The organism is Streptomyces sp. NPDC047000, assembly GCF_040644295.1.
In the GTDB taxonomy this organism is placed as follows: Bacteria; Actinomycetota; Actinomycetes; order Streptomycetales; family Streptomycetaceae; genus Streptomyces.
This window is the reverse complement of the sequence record NZ_JBEYWE010000007.1, coordinates 78,293-95,645: the sequence shown is the minus strand read 5'-3', so window position 1 is coordinate 95,645 and position 17,353 is coordinate 78,293. Positions and strand designations below refer to the sequence as shown.

9 protein-coding genes are annotated in these 17,353 nt (G+C 73.5%); 6 read left to right on the top strand and 3 right to left on the bottom strand.

Annotation, left to right across the window (positions count from 1 at the left end):
* Positions 1 to 40: 40 nt before the first annotated feature.
* The gene (locus ABZ862_RS14045) at positions 41 to 430 is read right to left on the bottom strand and encodes a metalloregulator ArsR/SmtB family transcription factor (protein WP_360956840.1); all 390 of its coding nucleotides are present in this window, start codon (positions 428 to 430) and stop codon (positions 41 to 43) included.
* Between the two features lie 124 nt (positions 431 to 554).
* On the opposite strand from ABZ862_RS14045, the gene ABZ862_RS14040 reads away from it, so the two are divergent.
* Complete coding sequence (locus ABZ862_RS14040) at positions 555 to 2,549, top strand: heavy metal translocating P-type ATPase (protein WP_360956838.1); 1,995 nt, start codon at positions 555 to 557, stop codon at positions 2,547 to 2,549.
* 51 nt (positions 2,550 to 2,600) lie between these two features.
* Here the strand turns inward: ABZ862_RS14040 and ABZ862_RS14035 are convergent, their stop codons facing one another.
* Positions 2,601 to 3,854: an MFS transporter gene (locus ABZ862_RS14035; RefSeq protein ID WP_360956836.1), complete on the bottom strand. Its 1,254-nt coding sequence runs from the start codon at positions 3,852 to 3,854 to the stop codon at positions 2,601 to 2,603.
* Positions 3,855 to 4,238: 384 nt separating this feature from the next.
* Between ABZ862_RS14035 and ABZ862_RS14030 the strand changes: the two genes are divergently transcribed.
* On the top strand, positions 4,239 to 9,335 hold the full coding sequence (locus tag ABZ862_RS14030; protein ID WP_360956834.1) for a hypothetical protein: 5,097 nt from the start codon (positions 4,239 to 4,241) through the stop codon (positions 9,333 to 9,335).
* Between the two features lie 161 nt (positions 9,336 to 9,496).
* Positions 9,497 to 11,071 carry an alpha-1,2-mannosidase gene (locus ABZ862_RS14025; RefSeq protein ID WP_360956832.1) on the top strand — a complete coding sequence of 525 codons (1,575 nt, stop codon included), beginning with the start codon at positions 9,497 to 9,499 and terminating at the stop codon, positions 11,069 to 11,071.
* 182 nt (positions 11,072 to 11,253) lie between these two features.
* On the opposite strand, the gene htpG is transcribed toward ABZ862_RS14025, so the two are convergent.
* A complete protein-coding gene (gene htpG / locus ABZ862_RS14020; RefSeq protein WP_360956830.1) occupies positions 11,254 to 13,188 on the bottom strand; it encodes a molecular chaperone HtpG in 1,935 nt (644 codons plus the stop codon).
* 269 nt (positions 13,189 to 13,457) lie between these two features.
* Here htpG and ABZ862_RS14015 point away from each other — a divergent pair, with 269 nt between their 5' ends.
* From ABZ862_RS14015 to ABZ862_RS14005, 3 genes are read left to right on the top strand one after another with little or no spacing between them, the layout of a single operon-like run.
* Positions 13,458 to 14,339, top strand: coding sequence for a xanthine dehydrogenase family protein subunit M (locus ABZ862_RS14015; RefSeq protein WP_360956828.1), 882 nt, complete (start codon positions 13,458 to 13,460; stop codon positions 14,337 to 14,339).
* A gap of 2 nt (positions 14,340 to 14,341) precedes the next feature.
* The gene (locus ABZ862_RS14010) at positions 14,342 to 14,908 is read left to right on the top strand and encodes a (2Fe-2S)-binding protein (RefSeq protein WP_360956826.1); all 567 of its coding nucleotides are present in this window, start codon (positions 14,342 to 14,344) and stop codon (positions 14,906 to 14,908) included.
* Entirely contained in the window at positions 14,905 to 17,301 is a 2,397-nt protein-coding gene (locus tag ABZ862_RS14005) for an aerobic carbon-monoxide dehydrogenase large subunit (RefSeq protein WP_360956824.1), read from the top strand. Before ABZ862_RS14010 ends, ABZ862_RS14005 begins: the two co-directional genes overlap by 4 nt.
* Positions 17,302 to 17,353 lie beyond the last annotated feature (52 nt).

The following is a 17,353-nucleotide window of genomic DNA, read 5'->3' as shown; positions in this document are numbered from 1 at the left end:
GCGGTACGGGGACGACCGTACGGCCGCGGCGGGATCTCGGCTACGTGCCGCCGGCGTCGGCGGCCGCCTCCATGCCTTCGGCGTCGCTCAGGCCCAGCCGCAGGTGCTCGATGTGATAGACGGCCTGGTCGAGGAGTTCGGCGACGTGCTGGTCGTAGAGCGCGTAGATCACCGACCGTCCGCGGCGGCGCCCCACCACCAGGCCGAGGTTGCGCAGCAGCCGCAGCTGGTGCGAGCAGGCGGACTGCTCCATGCCCACCTCGGCGGCGAGGTCGGTGGCGGCGCACGGGCCCTCGCGCAGCCGGGCGAGGATCAGCAGCCGGGAGGGGGTGGCGAGGGCCTGGAGGGTGGCCGCCACCCGCACGGCGTTGCCGGGGTCGAGACGTGCGGGCGGCACCGCGTACTTCGGGGGAGCTGCTCCGTGACCCATGCGGGCCATCCTACAAGCGACACTTGAACACTTCTTCATATGTACCTGTATCGTGGTCCCGACCGTCACCGTCGTCACGACCGTCACCGTGCCCTGGCCCCGATCCGTCGAAGGTTCCGCCCTCATGCCCTCCGCACCGGCCGACTTCCCCGCTCCCACGCCGCCCGGGACCCTGTCTCCCGCCGCGGCGGCGCCGTCACGGACCCGTACCCAGGTGTTCGCCCTGCCCGAGGCCCGCTGGGCCGCCGCGGCCGCGGTGCTGTTCCTGCTCGCCCTGCCGCTGTACCTCGCCGGCGCACCCGCCTGGACCTGGGGAACGCTGTACGCCCTCGTCTACGCCTGCGGCGGCTGGGAACCCGCCCTGGCGGGTCTGCGGGCGCTGCGGGAGAAGACCCTCGACGTGGACCTGCTGATGATCGTGGCGGCCCTCGGCGCGGCCGCCGTCGGTCAGGTGACGGACGGCGCCCTGCTGATCGTCATCTTCGCGACCTCCGGCGCGCTGGAGGCCCTGGCCACGGCCCGCACCGCCGACTCGGTGCGCGGGCTGCTCGGCCAGGCCCCGGCCACGGCGACCCGGCTCACGGCCGGGGGCGGCGAGGAGACGGTGGCCACCGCGGAACTCGCGGTCGGCGACACCGTCCTGGTGCGGCCCGGGGAGCGGATCGGCGCCGACGGCCGGGTGCTGGACGGCATCAGCGAGGTGGACCAGGCGACCATCACCGGTGAGCCGCTGCCCGTCCTCAAGGAGCCCGGCGCCGAGGTGTTCGCGGGCACCCTCAACGGGGCGGGCGCGCTGCGGGTCCGGGTCGGGCGCGACGCCTCCGACTCGGTGATCGCCCGGATCGTGCAGATGGTGGAGGAGGCCTCGCGGACCAAGGCGCCGACGCAGTTGTTCATCGAGAAGGTCGAACAGCGGTACTCCGTGGGCATGGTGGCGGCCGCCCTGGCCGTGTTCGCGGTGCCGCTCGCCTTCGGGGCGGCGCTGACCGGGTCGCTGCTGCGGGCGATGACCTTCATGATCGTGGCGTCGCCGTGCGCGGTGGTGCTGGCGACCATGCCGCCGCTGCTCTCGGCGATCGCCAACGCGGGCCGGCACGGTGTCCTGGTGAAGTCCGCGGTGGTGATGGAGCGTCTGGGCCAGGTCGACGCGGTCGCCCTCGACAAGACCGGCACCCTCACCGAGGGCACCCCGCAGGTCACCGCCGTGCGCCCGCTGCCCGGTGCGGGGTTGGGGGAGGAGGAGCTGCTGGCCGCCGCTGCGGCGGCCGAGCACCCCAGCGAGCACCCGCTGGCCCGCGCCGTGGTGTCCGCCGCCCGCGCCCGCGGGCTCCGGCTCGCCGCCGCGGAGGAGTTCACGTCCGCGCCGGGCGTCGGGGTGACCGCCACGGTCGGCGGCCGCAAGATCGCGGTCGGCACGCCCGCCCGGCTGCTGTCCGGCCACGGCGGGACCGGGGCCGCCGGCGCGGTCGTGGGCGAGTTGGAGGCGGACGGCCGTACCGCCGTGCTGGTGACGGTCGACGGCGTCCCGGCGGGGGTGCTCGGCATCGCCGACCGGCTGCGGCCGGACGCCGCCGCGACGGTCGCCTCCCTCACCGCGCTCACCGGCACGGCCCCGGTCCTGCTCACCGGCGACAACCCGCGTACCGCCGCCCGGGTGGCCGCCGACGTCGGCATCGCGGACGTCCGTGCCGGGCTGCTGCCGCAGGACAAGGTGGCCGCGATCCGGGAGCGGGAGCGGGCCGGGCGCCGGGTGCTGGTCGTCGGTGACGGGGTCAACGACGCGCCGGCGCTGGCCGCCGCCCATGCCGGCGTCGCCATGGGCCGGGCCGGGTCCGACCTGGCCGTGGAGTCCGCCGACGCGGTCGTCGTACGCGACGAACTGCTCACCGTGCCGGCCGTGGTGGCCCTCTCGCGCCGGGCCCGCCGGCTGGTGGTGCAGAACCTGGTGGTCGCCGGGGCGTTCATCTCCTGTCTGGTGGTGTGGGACCTGGTGGGCACGCTCCCGCTGCCGCTGGGCGTGCTGGGTCACGAGGGGTCGACGGTGGTCGTCGGGCTGAACGGGCTGCGGCTGCTGCGCGAAGGGGCGTGGGTGAAGGCCCGCGGGGAGGGCGGCGGCTGACCGGCCGGGCGGCCGGCTCCCGCCCCGCCCCGACTGCGGCTGCGGCTGCGGCTACGGCCGTTGGGCCCCGGCGCGCGCCACGAACGGCCGGGAGGCGACGGTGACGGCCACCGACACGGCGGCCAGCGTCACGATCGCCGCGCCGGGGCCGATCCACTGGGCCGTGGCCCCGGCGAGCGCCGCGCCGATGCCCTGCCAGGTCATCCGCCCGGCGGACTCGACGCCCTGGACCTGGCCGCGCACCGCCTCCGGGGTCAGCGCGAGCAACCGTTCCTGGAGCGGCAGGGTCGCCGCGAACCCGGCGCCCGCGACGCCCACGGCGACCACCAGCACCGGCACCGGCGGCCGGGCGGCGAACAGCAGATAGGGAACGGCGAGCAGCAGCCGCAGGGCGAACGCGTACCGGCGCCGCCGCCCGGCGTCGAGCAGCCGTCCGACGGTGAGGTCGCCGAGGAGCATCCCGGCGGACCCGGCCGCCAGCAGGGCACCGGCGTGCCGCGGGGCGTAGGAGAGGAACAGGGCCTCGCAGCCGACGACGAGGCCGTTGGGCACCCAGAGGTTGAGCAGCAGCACCCGTCCGCCGGGGCGGGAGAAGAGCTCGGCGTTGGCCGCCCAGGTCTGCCGCAGCCCGAGGCGGCGGGCGGGCCGGGCCGAGTGCTCCCGCACGGTCACAGCGACCACGGCCAGCGCGACGCCGGCGAGAACAGCGGCCGCACCGAACACCCCGTGCGGGCTCAGCCGTCGCAGCAGCAGGGCACCGGCGGCGTAGCCGAGGACGGCCGTGCCGCCGGAGGTGATGTTCATCAGGGACCGTGCGAGCGCGTAGGCCCGCACGGGCACCACCTCGGCCAGCAGTCCCATGCGCGCCCCGGTCCCCAGGGACTGGAAGAACCCCAGCACCAGAAGCAGCCCGAACCGGGCGGCGAGCGGCAGCCCGGGGACCGCCTGTACGGCGGTGCCGGCGAGCGCGGCGCACTGGAGCGTGACGAGGGTGCGGCGGGGACGGTGCCCGTCGGCGACCGACATGAGGGTGAGCGCGCCGAGCACGGTGGCGAAGGCGGCCCCGTACATGCTCACGGCGGTGAGGAACGGGGAGCGCGTCTGCCGGTCGACGAGCGTACCGAGCGCGAACCCGGAGAGGGTGCCCGCGGCGACGGTGAGGGTGAAACCGGCGTAGAGCCCGGCGAACTCACGGTTGCGGAGGAGGTCTCGGTAACCGGCGGGAGGAGGGGGCGATCCGGGGACGGTCTGCGGGCCGGCGGCATCGGGGTGCGAGGGCGACGAGGGCGACGAGGGGGAGGACATGAAAAAAGCCTTCGGACAGCCACATCGGGCGCCGAAGGCGAACACCGGGATTATAACACGCGGCCAGGAGCCGCATGCTGTTCCGCGTGAGCCCCTCCGACCGTCCACGCCGGGACATCGGACCTGATGATTCGTCACATGTGCAGTTGATGTACTGCTGTTGACGTCTCGATGTGCATCAGACGTCGTTATCCCGGAATGCCTCGCAGGGGCGGATTCCCAGGTCCCGGCGTCGTTAGGCTCCTCCGCGTGCGCTCACAGGGGCAGTCTTCGCAGGACGTCGGTTCCGGTTCGGTGAAGGGCAAAGGGAAGGGCAAGGCGCCGGCGGCGGCCTTACCCGCGAGCGGCGGTTCGTCTGCGCCGAAGGAGGATCCGTCGGCGCGGATGCTGCTCGGGCTCCAGCGCTCCGCGGGCAACTCCGCCACCGCGCGGGCCATCGACATCCGGCAGGCCGACGGCACGGGCAGAGGCAGACCTCGGCCCTGGGCGGCCAGGCTGGCGAGCCTCGACGAGAGCGAGGAGCCCGACGCCCGGGTCCTGCCCCCGTACCTCCTCGCGCTGGAGGCCGGCGGGCTGTCCACCGCCTACGGGGTGACCGGGCACCGGGCCGTCGCCCAGCGCATCGGCCGGGTCGTCGGGCACGAGGGCGGCTCCGTGGCGGACATCGCCGCCGCGCTCGGCGAGCGGCCGGAGACGTTCTACGGCCAGGGCCGCGCCTTCGTCGTCGAGGGCACGGAGGGCAGGACGTCGTACGACGTCACCGTACGGATCGCGAGGGCGCCGGGGGACAGACCGCCGGTCCTGTGGCCCAAGGACCTCGACGGCGCCGAGGACAAGGCGACCAAGGTCGACGTGCAGCACAACACCGCCGCCACCGTCTCCGACAGCAGCGGCAGTTCGCACACCCACGGCCTGGGCGGTACGGCGTTCGGGCTGGCCCCGGTCGCCCCCGCCCTGTGGGTCGGCGCCGCCGCCCGGGTCAACGCCCAGCCGTTCCAGGCCTCCCGGGAGTCCCGCGGCCAGAAGAACGTGGCCGAGCCCCGGGTACTGCGCAGCGACAAGGGGTCCGTGGAGGTGCCGCGGCAGGTGCGGTACCTCGTCCGGGTCAAGCGGCACGGGACGTCCGACGAACAGCGTTTCAGCCTTCAGGGCGGCCTCACCATGCGGGTGCCGACCGAGCACCTGGTCCATCCCGGCACCCGGGCGCCCGCTCCCGTGGCCCTCGACGCGGACACCTCGGCCGCCGTGGCACAGGCGGGCTCGCTGGGTCCGGTGGCCGTCTCGGACACCGCCGCGCCGCACCAGGGCGGCGGCGGTCTCTTCGACGCGGTCGCGTCCGTGCTGCACCCCTCGCTGACCGCCCCCGGCAGCCCCGGCCGGGCCCGGCTCTACGAGGTCACCTCCACCACCGCCGTGCTGGAGGACCTGCCCCGGCTGCTCGCCGACGGCGTGATGGGCGAGGACCTGCCCGGCAAGGATCCGCACACGACCGGCTCGTACCGGATGAAGGCCGACATCACCCATCTCGCACCGTCCTGGAGCACCGGCAAGACCCAGTTGCGCACCCATCAGCACGCCCAGCACACCGTCACGGACTCCGCGGGCAAGGGGCGGGCCGCCGGCGGCGGCGTCGGTCCCGCGATCGGGGTCGGCGTCATGGGCAGTGCCGCCGCCGTCCGGGGCACCGCCATGCCGACCGGGGCGGCCCGCAAGGCGCGGTTCAGCGTGGCCGAGCAGACCGTCTCCAGCCGCAAGGGCGCCGAGGTGCGCGGCGAGAAGGTGCTCTGCCTGGGCACGATCAGGCTGACCGTCGAGGGCACCGGGCCCCGCGGGCCGCAGCATGTGCTGCACCCGGAGCAGCGGGTCGCGCACCATGTGATGACCGCGTGGCTGAGCCTGCGCGCCGACGAGGCCAGGTCCCTCGGTCTGAACCCGCCGTTCGAGGTCAAGGACGACTTCATCAGCAGGCCCCGGCGGAAGAAGGCCACCGCACCGGGCGCGGACGCCGGCGGCGCCGGGCCGAGCACCGCCACCCCGGGCACGGACGTCGGGGAGGAAGAGGAGTTCGAGCGTCGTCTCCCGTTCGGCGCGATGGGATCCAGTGTCGTGGTGAGCCGGCTGGACACCAAGCCGCTCCTCAGGCAGATCACGGAGCATTTCGCCGGCAACCCCGAACTCAGGGGGTATCTGCCGCCGTTCGGTACCGAGCGGGGCGCGGTCGCCACCGATCCGGCGGACGCGGAGCAGCAGCGGCACAACTACCGTGAGCTGGTCACCGCCCTGTCGGAGACCAATATCCGTGTCAACAAGGACCAGTTGCTCACCTCCGGGGTGCGGGTGCGGCTGCGCCGCAAGTCCCGGATGCACGCGCACGACGTCCAGCTGACGGTGAAGGGGAGCCTCGGCGACATCGGGTTCGAGGGCGACATCAAGGACTGGCTGGTCCGCAGCCACTCCGGTGTCGCCGCCGGTGCCCAGAGCGGCCGGGCCAGTTCGCGTTCGCTCGGCGGGCTGGTGCTCGGGCAGGCCCGGCTGATCCCCGGCGCGCTGTCCGTGGGGGCGAGCTACGAGAAGACGAAATCGGGCGGGCGCCGCAACCAGGCGGGCCCGGCCACCCGGACCGATGTCCTCACCAACGGCGGCGAGGAGACCAGCGCGTTCCACGCCCCGCTCCGGATGGACGTCACCCTCACGAAGACCTCCCGGCTGCGCAAGACCGGCCGCGCCCTGGTGCCCGGCTCACCCGGCCAGGACACGCCGGAACCCACGCTGCTGGGCGGGCTGGTGGCCGATCCCCAGGACATACGGCTCCTCACCCCCACCGCGTTCACCCTCGACGACGAGGGCCACGACCGTCTCACCGCCGCCACCGAACGGCGCCGGGCCCGCCCCGGGCGTCTCCAGGAGGACTTCACCGTCGAGGGCATCGGCGACCTGGCCGGCCTGGACCCGCCGGCCCGGGCCGGCCGGCTGCTGCCGGAATGGACGCTGGTGGAGACCGTCGGGGACGGGCAGCCGATTCGCGATCTCGCCCTCGACCTGCTCGCCAAGGCCGCCGCGAAGAACAAGCGGGACCCGCGGAGCGGGCAGGACCGCAAGGACGAGGCGCTGGGGACCGAGGGGCTCGCGCCGCGGCTGGCGATCGAGGAGCGGTTCAGCCCGCAGGCGATCACGGGGGCGCTGCGGCAGGCCGTGTCGTCCGGCTGGGTGGTGAAGAACCTGCGCTACCCGCGCCGTCTCGCCGCACTGCACGGCGCGGTCGGCACCCGTATCGCCCTCGCCAACGCCCATGTCGTGCACGAGGGTTCGGGCCCGGGCACCGAGACGTTCATACTCGGCGGCCACCAGTCCGGCGGCCAGCGGAGCAGCGGCACGGCCTCCACCGTGCAGGGCGGCGCCACGGGCTCCGAGAACGGCCCGGAGTGGCGTGCCGGGCAGGGCGTGACCGTCAGCCACGGCTCGGGCCGGGGCGGCAGCACCGCGTCCGCGCTGTCGGGCACCGTCGAGCGCAACGCGCACACCCCGCGCAAACAGCCGCTGTACCTGGTCCAGTGCGACCTGGTGGTGCGGATGGTCGCCGAGGCGACCGTGGGCGGCGGCAAGGTGCAGGTGGCGAAGGGCGTGCGGACGCTGCCCGCCGCCGCGGCGGTGTGGCTCACCGCGCACCAGCTGACGCAGGCCGGCATCCGCGGCGCGCAGCTGCCCGAGTCCGCGCGCAAGGTGATCGACCCGGACGGCACCACGGCGGCGAAGGCCACGACCACCCCCGCGACCGCCGGGAGCACCGCCGAGGGCGCCGCCCCGGCTCCCGCCCCCATGGTCCCCGCCGCCAAGCCCGCTCCCGCCGTCGCCGCCCTGCCGCTCGGCACCGGTGTGCCGCTCGGCTTCGGCATGATCGAGCGGCTCCCGAACTTCGTGCCGCTGCTCGCCGGGCTGCGCGCGGCTCTGGCCCGCGGCAGGAAGGACGGGCTGGCCGAACGGCTGCTGCCGCGCCAGCAGGTGAAGGACCGCAACGACAACGTGCAGCGCCTGCTGCGTGTCCTCGACAAGGACGGCGCCACGGGTCTGCTCTCGTCGGCGATGGACGGCGGGATCACGGTCGAGCTGCTCGACGGCCGCGGCACCCCGTACTGGGCCGAGTTCCAGGTCCGGCGGCAGGGCCCGGGCACCTATCTGGAACAGGCGGCGGACGGCCGGGACATGGAGTTCATCACGTCCGCCGTCTCGCAGCGCGCCGAGTCCACCGAGACGTCCAGCACCACGGGTGTGGACGGCATGCTCGCCGGGTCCGCCAAACCGGACGTCGGCGCGGGCCAGTTGAAGAGCCTGGGCGGCGCGGCCGGTTTCGGTGTCGCCTCGGGCGAGCAGCACCGCAGCACCTCCGCGGGCCGCGGCCAGCTCGGTATGAAGACGGTCGCCGAGGCGAAGTCGGCTCCCTCGGTGAAGATGAACGTCCCGCTGGTCGCGACCCTCGACCTCTACGACGGCAAGGGCGGCCGGGTCGGACATGCCGCGCCGGTCCGGGGCGACATGCGCTTCCGCATCCTGGAGAAGGATCTGTCGGCCCTGAACCGGGTCCGGCCGGTCGCCGCACAGCCGGAGGCCGCGCCCGCCGTCCCCGCCGCCCGCGACGCGGACCCGGGCAGACTCGCCGCCTGGCGCTCGGGCGGTGTACGGCTGCCGCTGGAGGCCCAGGTGAACGGCTTCATGGGGGCGCCGCGGGTGAGGCATCTGCTCGACACCGCGGTACGGGAGGCGGGCGGCAACGCCCGGTTCCGGGACCGGGGCCAGGCCGCGGCGTACGCGCTGAAGGAGGCGGTGTCCACCGAGTGGCTGACCGCCGCCCTGCCGCTGCTGACCTCCGCAGGCGTGGAACTGCCGCCGGTGCACGCCACCGGGGTGGAGGGCCAGGACCTCACGGCGTCCCTGCACGCCAGGCTGCGCGCGGGGAAGGTGCTGGGCACCGGGGACAGCATGACGTTCGAGACGGTGGCGCAGAGCGATCTGTCCGCGCCCCGGCCCTCGCAGACGGACGGCGTCCGGACGACGGACCGGGGCAAGGCCGCGCGTGGTCTGTTCGGCTCGGGTCTCCTCAACGCCGACGAGTTCCGTCTGAACCAGTTCCTCGGCAACACCGGCGGCGCGGGCGGTGCCACCGACGGGATGGCGAACGCGTCGGGCTCGATGCCGCTGCACAAGCCGAAACTGAAGTCGGTCCTGGTCCAGTTCACCCTGGACGTGCGGGCGGTCGCCGAGGTCACCAACCGGATGCGCTCGTCCCGCTCGGTCACGGCGGTACGGGACGTGACCCTGCCGTACCCGGTGATCGTCCGCATGCCGGAGGAGGTGGTCCGCCGGGTGATCGCGGCGTCCGGAGGGGAACTCGGCGACGACGACGGCCTGCTGACGAAGAAGAAGGCCGCCACGGGCGCCGCCGCCGGCGGATCCGGCACGGCGTCCGGCAGCGGGGCGGCCGGGTAGCCGGCGTCGGGTGCGGCCGCAGGGGCAACCGCACTGCCCCTGTGCGCAGTTGTGGCGGCGGAGTCCCGCCGGACTGTCAGTGGCGGCCGTTAGTGTCCCGATCGACCGCCCGGACGCCGACGAGCCGGGCGGCTCCGCGCAACGATCGTGAGGAACCCCCCATGCTCCCAGTCTTCGCCGACTTCGCCGTCCGGCCGGTCGAGCTGTCCCGTGCCGTCGTCCGTCACCACCGGTGCGCCGTCGCCTCCTCGTACCTGGTCGTGGCGGCCGGGGGCCGGGTCGAGGTCGACTTCGTGGTGGACGACGGTGCCGGGACCGCCGAGGTCGCCGGGGCCGCCGAGGCCGTGCTGCGGATCACGGTGCTCGGCGCGGCGGCGCCGATGGACGTCGTGCTGAACGGCGAGGCGGTGGCCAAGGGGTTCCTGCTGCCGCACGACGACGGCCCCGGCGCCGTGCGGGAGTACGTGTTCGGCGTGCCCGGCGAGACGCTGCGGGCGGGTGTCAACGTCCTGGAGATCCACCACGCCGACCCGGACACCGAGGGCGGGCTGCTGAGGCTGCGCACGGTCGCGCTGGACCCCGCCGGGGAGGACGGCCGTGCCCGGCGCGCCCTCGCCGTCAGGGCGAACGGCGGCGTGCGCGTCTTCGCCACCGAGCGGCGTGCCGTGGACTTTGGCGTCTGGCAGCCGGGGCCGCCGCTCACGTTCCACGCCGGCCGGGACGACGCGGAGGAACCCGCGGCGCGGCTGGCATGGCGTGCGGCCGACGGCGCCGAGTCCTCCGTCGCGTTCCGTACCGACCTGTCGGGCTTCCACGGCCGCTTCCGCACCGCGGGCGGCGCGACCGGCGAGCTGCGCGGCACCCTGGTCGAGCGCCGCGCGCTGCCGGACGAGGGCACGGCCGGGACCGTACGGCATTTCGCCACCGAGGAGGAGCGCGACGGCGTGTGGCGTCCGGCGGGACGGCTCAGGCTGCTGCTGGACGACGGGGGCGCGCCGCTGGAGCGCGTGACCTGGAGCGACCACCGGGGCACCGGCGCGTCGGTCGGTCTGCGGATCGCGGCCGGGGCACCGGCCGCCGCGGTCCCGGCGGACGGGCTGCGCGATGTGACCGCCAAGGTGTCCCGCGTCGAGGCGAGCGACGAGTTCGAGCACTTCGGCGAGGTCGCGGCGAACCTGCTGCGCAAGGGCGACGGCAAGTGGCTGGCCCATGAGGACGCCCCCGAGCTGCGGTTCGTCTTTCCCGATCCGGTCGTCGTGACGGCGTACTCCCTCACCTCCGCCAACGACGCGTCGGACCGTGATCCGGCGGACTGGCACCTGGAGGGGTCCCACGACGGCTCGTCGTGGAGCCTGCTGGACTCCCGCGAGGACGACGAGTTCGAGCGGCGTTTCGAGACCAGGGAGTACACCGTCGCCCGCCCCGGGTCCTTCCGCCACTACCGGCTGCGGATCACCGCCAACCGCGGTGCCGACATGACCCAGTTGTGCCGCGTACGGTTCTTCGACGGCGGCGACGTACCGGCGGCGCGGCCCGGTGCGTACGACTTCACCGGCTACCAGGTGGGCGAGGACGGCGAACCGGTCGGCTACCGCGGCCTCCTGGTCCGGCCGGCCGCGCCCGGCACCCCGGAGGACGCCGAGGAGGTGCTGGCCGGTGATCTGACGGACACCGCGCGGAGCCTGCAGGAGGCGGCCCGTCTGCTGGACCGGCTGAACCGGTACCTGGGCCGCTGAGCGGACCTCGCCCGTGCGGGGGCCGCCGAGCCGGCGAGGTCCCCGCACGGCTCGGCGGCGGGGCCCGCGCGGAGACGGACGAACCGGGCCGCCCGGCAGGCCGCGGCGGCCGGGCGGCCGGGCGGCCGGGCTGATGTGCCCGGCGGCCCGGTGCCCAGAGCCCCGTGCGGGGCTCGGGGCCGCTAGACGGTCCGGCCCAGCCGTTCCGCGACCAGTTGGACGAAGCGGGCGGGTTCGCCGGGGCGGCCGCCCTCCGCGAGGACCGCCAGGCCGTGCAGCAGTTCGGCGGTCTCGGCGAGCCCGGTGCGGTCCTCACGTTCCCCGTACGCCCGGTTGAGGCCGCTGACCAGCGGGTGGCCGGGGTTGAGCTCGAGGATCCGCTTGGCGGCGGGGACCTCCTGGCCCATCGCCCGGTACATGTTCTCCAGTGCCGGCGTGAGGTCGCCCGCGTCGGAGACGACACAGGCCGGGGAGACGGTCAGCCGCGTGGACAGGCGGACGTCCTTCACCTCGCCGGCGAGCCGCTCCTTCATCCAGCCGAGCAGATCCGCGTACTCCTCGGCCTGCTTCTCCCGCTCCTCCCCCGCCGGTCCGCCGTCCTGCGCGTCCAGTTCGATCTCGCCCTTGGCGACGGACCTGAACCGCTTGCCCTCCGCCTCGCCGACGACGTCGACCCACACCTCGTCGACCGGGTCGGTCAGCAGCAGGACCTCGAGGCCGCGGGCGCGGAACGCCTCCATGTGCGGGGAGTTCTCGATGCTCTGGCGGGACTCGCCGGTGAGGTAGTAGATGTCGTCCTGGCCGTCCTTCATCCGCTCGACGTACTGCCGGAGCGTGGTCGGCTCGTCGTCGGAGTGCGTGCTCGCGAAGGACGCGACGGCGAGCAGGGCGTCGCGGTCGTCGCCCCCGGCGAGCAGGCCCTCCTTGAGGACGGCGCCGAACTCCCGCCAGAACCCACGGTACTTGTCGGGCTCGTTCGTCATCATGTCCTTGACGGAGGACAGCACCTTCTTGGCCAGCCGCCGCTGGATCATGCGGATGTGGCGGTCCTGCTGGAGGATCTCGCGGGAGACGTTGAGCGAGAGGTCGGCCGCGTCGACGACGCCCTTCACGAAGCGCAGGTGCGTCGGCAGGAGCGCGTCGCAGTCCTCCATGATCAGCACGCGCTTGACGTAGAGCTGCAGGCCGCGCCGGTAGTCGCGGGTGTAGAGGTCGTGCGGGGCGTGCGCGGGCAGGAAGAGGAGTGCCTGGTACTCGAAGGTGCCCTCGGCCTGGAGGCGGACGGTCTCCAGCGGGTCGCGCCAGTCGTGGCTGACGTGCTTGTACAGCTCGTGGTACTCCTCGTCGGAGACCTCGTCGCGCGGGCGGGCCCACAGGGCCTTCATCGAGTTCAGCGTCTCGGGTCCGGCCGCCGCGCCGGATGCCGCGCCGGAGCCGTCCTCGCCGTCCGGCGCCGCCGCTCCCGGGGCCGGCACGAGGCGGATCGGCCAGGTGATGAAGTCCGAGTACCGCTTGACGATCTCCTTGACGGTCCACACCGAGGTGTAGTCGTGGAGCTGGTTCTCGGGGTCGGCCGGCTTGAGGTGGAGGGTGACGGAGGTGCCCTGCGGGGCGTCACCGGCGGGGTCCAGGGTGTACGTGCCCTCGCCGCGCGAGGACCAGCGGGTGCCGCCGCTCTCCCCGGCCTTCCGGGTCACCAGGGTCATCTCGTCGGCGACCATGAACCCGGAGTAGAAACCGACGCCGAACTGCCCGATCAGCTGCTCGGCCCCGGCGGAGTCCTGGGCCTCCTCGAGCTCCTTCAGGAACTCCGCGGTGCCCGAGTTGGCGATCGTGCCGATGAGCTTGCCGACCTCGTCGTGGGACATGCCGATGCCGTTGTCCCGTACGGTCAGGGTGCGGGCTTCGGGGTCGAGCTCGATCTCGATGTGCAGGTCGGACGTGTCGGCGTCGAGGTCGTCGTCGCGCAGCACGGCCAGGCGCAGTTTGTCGAGCGCGTCCGAGGCGTTGGAGACGATCTCCCGCAGGAAGACATCCTTGTTCGAGTAGACCGAGTGGATCATCAGCTGGAGCAGCTGACGGGCCTCCACCTGGAACTCGAAGGTTTCGGTCGACATGGTCGGTGTGTCCCTCACAGGTGCCTGATCGGTGGTGGTCAGCAGGTCACCGCCACTTTAGACAGCGCCGGGGCCCCAGGTGGGCCGGACCACCGGGACGGGTGACTTAAGTGAACGGTTAACCGGTCGTTGACACTCCCCGGCCCGTGCCGCCCAATAGGCCACCTGAACCCGGGCCCCCACCCGACACCCGACACCCGGAACCCGGCGTCCCGGGCGTCCCGGCGAGCGCTCCGGTCCTGTGGCCGGACGAGAGAGGGGAAGGCGGCATGCAGGTCCCGGCACCGTTCGAGTACGAGAGGGCGGGCAGCGTCGCGGAGGCGATCACGCTGCTCGACCGGTACGGCGACACGGCGCGGCTGGTGGCGGGCGGGCACAGCCTGATCCCGATGATGAAGCTCCGGCTGGCCAACTTCGAGTACCTGATCGACATCAACGAGCTGCACGACGAACTGGGCTACATCCATGTGCTGCCCGGCGAGATCCGGATCGGCGCGATGACACGCCACCGGGAGCTGCTGGAGTCGGACGAGCTGGCCGCCGCGCTGCCGGTCTTCCGGGACGCGGAGCGCGTCATCGCCGACCCGGTGGTCCGCAACCGCGGCACGCTGGGCGGTTCGCTGTGCCAGGCGGACCCGTCCGAGGACCTGTCCGCCGTGTGCACGACGCTCGACGCGAGCTGCGTGATCGTGGGCCGGGACGGCGAGCGCGTGGTCACGATGGACGACTTCCACCGCGGCCCGTACGAGACGGCGGTCGGCGACGCGGAGATGCTGACGGAGGTCCGCTTCCCCGTCCGGCCGGGCGGCTCGAGTGCGTACGAGAAGGTGGAGCGCCGCACCGGGGACTGGGCGGTGGTCTCGGCGGGCGCCGCGGTGTGGCTGGACGGCGCCGGGCTGATCACGGACGCCCGGGTGGGACTGGCCGCCGTCGGCCCGAACACCGCGGGCATCCCCGGTGTCGCCACCGCCCTGCGCGGCCGGCGCCCCGGTGAGGAGACGTACGCGGCGGCCGGTGACATCGCCGCCGAGAACTGCTCCCCGGTCTCCGACCACCGGGGCAGCGCCGAGTACAAACGCCATCTGGCCCGTGAGCTGACCCGGCGCACCCTGCGCACGGCCGTCGCCCGGGCACGCGGAGAGGAGGTGTGATCATGCAGGTGACGACGACCGTCAACGGTGAAGAGGTCACCCGGGACATCGAGGGCCGACTGCTGCTGGTCCACTTCCTGCGCGACTGTCTCGGCCTCACCGGCACCCACTGGGGATGCGACACCAGCAACTGCGGTACGTGCGTGGTGTGGCTGGACGGCGAGCCGGTCAAGTCGTGCACGGTGCTCGCGGCGATGGCCGACGGGCACGAGGTGCGCACCGTCGAGGGCCTGGAGCAGGACGGCGTGCTCGATCCGGTGCAGCGCGGGTTCATGGAGTGCCACGGGCTGCAGTGCGGGTTCTGCACGCCCGGCATGATGATGACCGCCCGCGCCCTGCTGGACCGCAATCCGGACCCGGGCGAGCAGGAGATCCGTGAGGCGATCTCCGGGCAGATCTGCCGCTGCACGGGCTACGCGACCATCGTCCGTTCCGTCCGCTGGGCGGCCGCCGAGGAGGCGGGCACCCGCACCACGGCCGCCCCGGATCCGGAAGGGTCCACCGAGGCCGGCGGGCCCGCCGGACCCGCCACGGCCGCCACGGCCGCCACGCAGGGGAGCGCGTCATGACCACCGTCGCGGGAAACGGCCACCGCACCGCGTTCGTCGACAACGACAAGAAGCCCTGCGGGCACGGGCGGATGCTGCGCAAGGAGGACCCGCGCTTCGTGCGCGGCAGGGGCCGCTACGTCGACGACGTACAGCTTCCCGGCATGCTGCACCTGGCGATCCTGCGCTCGCCGCTCGCCCACGCCCGCATCGTGTCCGTCGACACCTCGCTGGCCGAGGCGCACCCGAAGGTCCGTCTGGTGGTCACCGGCGCGATGCTCGCGGAGCAGGGCCTGGCGTGGATGCCGACCCTGTCCAACGACGTGCAGGCCGTCCTCGCCACCGACAAGGTCCGCTTCCAGGGCCAGGAGGTCGCCTTCGTCGTCGCCGAGGACCGCTACGCCGCCCGGGACGCGCTGGAGCTGATCGACGTCGAGTACGAGCCGCTGGACCCGGTGATCGACGTACGGACCGCGCTGTCCCCCGAGGCCCCGGTGATCCGGGACGACCTGGAGGGCAAGCGCGACAACCACTGCTTCGACTGGGAGACCGGCGACGCCGCCGAGACGGAGGCCGTCTTCGCCCGCGCCGACGTCGTGGTGAGCCAGGACATGGTGTACCCGCGGGTGCACCCGGCGCCGATGGAGACGTGCGGCGCGGTCGCGGACTACGACACCGTGGACGGCAAGCTCACGCTGTGGTCCACCACGCAGGCCCCGCACGCCCACCGCACCCTCTACGCGATCGTCGCCGGGCTGCCCGAGCACAAGATCCGGATCATCTCCCCCGACATCGGCGGCGGGTTCGGCAACAAGGTGCCGATCTACCCGGGTTACGTGTGCGCGATCGTCGGCTCCCTGCTCTCCGGCAAGCCGGTGAAGTGGATGGAGGACCGCTCGGAGAACCTGATCAGCACCGGTTTCGCCCGTGACTACGTGATGCGCGGCGAGATCGCGGCGACCAGCGAGGGCAAGATCCTCGCCGTCCGCACCCATGTCCTCGCCGACCACGGCGCGTTCAACGGCACGGCGGCACCGGTGAAGTACCCGGCGGGCTTCTTCGGGGTGTTCACCGGCAGCTACGACCTGGAGGCGGCCTACTGCCACATGACGGCCGTCTACACCAACAAGGCGCCCGGCGGGGTGGCGTACGCCTGCTCGTTCCGCATCACCGAGGCGGTGTACCTGGTCGAGCGCCTCGTGAACTGCCTCGCCGACGAACTGCACGTCGATCCGGTCGAGTTGCGGATGAAGAACTTCATCCGCCCCGAGCAGTTCCCGTACCGGACGAAGACCGGCTGGGTGTACGACTCCGGCAACTACGCGCCCACCATGGAACGCGCCAAGGAGATCGCGGGCTACGACGCGCTGCGCGCCGAGCAGGCGGAGAAGCGGGCCCGGGGCGAGATCATGGGCATCGGGGTGTCGTTCTTCACCGAGGCGGTCGGCGCGGGGCCCCGCAAGGACATGGACATCCTCGGTCTCGGTATGGCCGACGGCTGCGAACTGCGGGTGCATCCCACCGGCAAGGCCGTCGTCCGGCTGTCGGTGCAGTCCCAGGGGCAGGGGCACGAGACGACGTTCGCGCAGATCGTCGCCGAGGAGCTCGGCATCCCGCCGCAGGACATCGACGTGGTGCACGGCGACACCGACCAGACCCCGTTCGGGCTCGGCACCTACGGCAGCCGCTCCACCCCGGTGTCGGGGGCCGCGGCGGCGCTGGTCGCGCGCAAGGTGCGCGACAAGGCCCGGCTGATCGCCTCCGCGATGCTGGAGGTGGCCGTCACCGACGTGGAGTGGGAGAAGGGCTCCTTCCATGTCGCGGGCGACCCGTCGGCGTCGGTCACCATCCAGGACGTGGCGATGCGCGCCCACGGCGCCGGTGACCTGCCCGACGGCGTGGAGGGCGGCCTCGACGCGCAGATCTGCTACAACCCGGAGAACCTCACCTACCCGCACGGCGCGTACATCTGCGTCGTCGACATCGACCCGGGCACCGCGAAGGTGACGGTGCGGCGGTTCGTCGCGGTCGACGACTGCGGCACCCGGATCAACCCGATGATCATCGAGGGCCAGGTGCACGGCGGGCTCACCGACGGCGTCGGGATGGCTCTGATGGAGATGATCTCCTTCGACGAGGACGGCAACTGCCTGAGCGGCTCGCTGATGGACTACCTCATCCCCACCGCCCTGGAGGTCCCCGACTGGGAGACCGGCCACACGGTCACCCCCTCGCCGCACCACCCCATCGGCGCCAAGGGCATCGGCGAGTCGGCGACCGTCGGCTCCCCGCCGGCCATCGTCAACGCCGTGATCGACGCGCTGGAGCCGTTCGGTGTCCGGCACGCGGACATGCCGCTCACCCCGTCGCGGGTGTGGGAGGCGATGCAGGGCAGGCCGATGCCGCCGATCTGAGCGGCGGCGGGGCGGACGGGGACGGGAGACGGCGGATGCCGAGAAGGAGGCG